Below are 1,337 nucleotides of genomic sequence, written 5' to 3'. Positions count from 1 at the left end.
GACCCACCAACCCCAAGCCGCATAGCGACTGGACCACCAAACGGGTCCCCCTCACGGCGACACCTTTCTCCGACGCCGCTCTTATGACGAACGCGCGAGATGAACCCACCCTGGCCGCCGAATTACGTGCCGAGATGGGTAGCGCAGATGAGGTCGACCTCCTTTGCGCCTTCGTAAAGTGGCAAGGGCTCCGACTACTGGAAGATCAGCTCCGAGAATTGCAGCGGCGCAACGTGCCGCTGCGTGTCATAACGACGACCTACCTCGGCGCCACCGACGCACGCGCACTCGATGCGTTGGTGAAAGAATTTGGTGCCGAAGTTCGGGTCAACTACGAAACCGATCGCACGCGTCTCCATGCCAAGGCATGGCTGCTTCGCCGCAACACCGGGTTCCATACTGCCTACGTCGGCTCGAGCAATTTGTCTCACGCAGCGCTCGTTGATGGCCTCGAATGGAATGTGCGGCTCTCCGCAATCTCGACACCACATCTCCTAGAGAAGTTTCGCGCAACATTCGACTCCTATTGGGAGAACCGCGAATTCGAGCCCTACGCGCCATACAAAGATGGCGATCGCCTCCGCGCAGCGCTCGAGACAGCCTCCGGAAGCCGCACAAGCGATCGCGTAACCATCACTCTCTCCGGTCTAGAAGTGCACCCGAAGGCATACCAAGCTGAGATGCTCGAGCAGCTTGATGCAGAACGCACGATCCACGACCGACACCGCAACCTCATCGTGGCGGCCACAGGTACTGGTAAGACCGTCATCGCGGCCCTTGACTACCGGCGTCTGGTTCGTGACATCCACAACCGTGACTTGAAGCTGCTATTTGTCGCGCATCGCAAGGAAATCCTCCAACAATCCCGGCGGATGTATCAGGAGGTGCTTACCGACGCGACGTTCGGCGAGATGTTGGTCGACGGCCAAGAACCGACGCAGTGGCGTCACGTATTCGCGAGCATCCAGTCACTTTCACAACGTCGGCTCTCTGAGATCGATCCCAAGCACTTCGATGTGGTTGTAGTCGACGAGTTCCACCACGCGGAAGCGGCTTCCTATCGACGCCTGCTCGATCATGTCGATCCTATGGAACTCGTCGGTCTTACAGCAACACCCGAACGAGCCCACGGTGTCGACGTTCGACAGTTCTTCGGAGGACGCGTCGCTGCGGAGCTGCGGTTGTGGGAGGCCCTCGAACAGAATCTCCTCTGCCCGTTCCACTACTTCGGCATTCATGACGGAACGGATCTCGAGAGCATCCAGTGGAAGCGCGGCGGATATGAGGTGAGCCCGTCGTAGTGGTCCAGTCGTTGTGGGACTCTGTTGCCCGGTGTT

1 pseudogene is annotated in these 1,337 nt (G+C 59.1%); it reads left to right on the top strand.

From position 1 onward, the window contains the following. Positions 1–1,292, top strand: a pseudogene (locus tag M1248_RS33235) (DEAD/DEAH box helicase family protein); the annotation flags it as partial. Positions 1,293–1,337 lie beyond the last annotated feature (45 nt).

Source organism: Mycobacterium sp. 29Ha, assembly GCF_032883055.1.
Taxonomy (GTDB): domain Bacteria; phylum Actinomycetota; class Actinomycetes; order Mycobacteriales; family Mycobacteriaceae; genus Mycobacterium; species Mycobacterium gallinarum.
The sequence above is the reverse complement of the archived record's forward strand: the minus strand, read 5'-3'. Positions and strand labels throughout refer to the sequence as shown.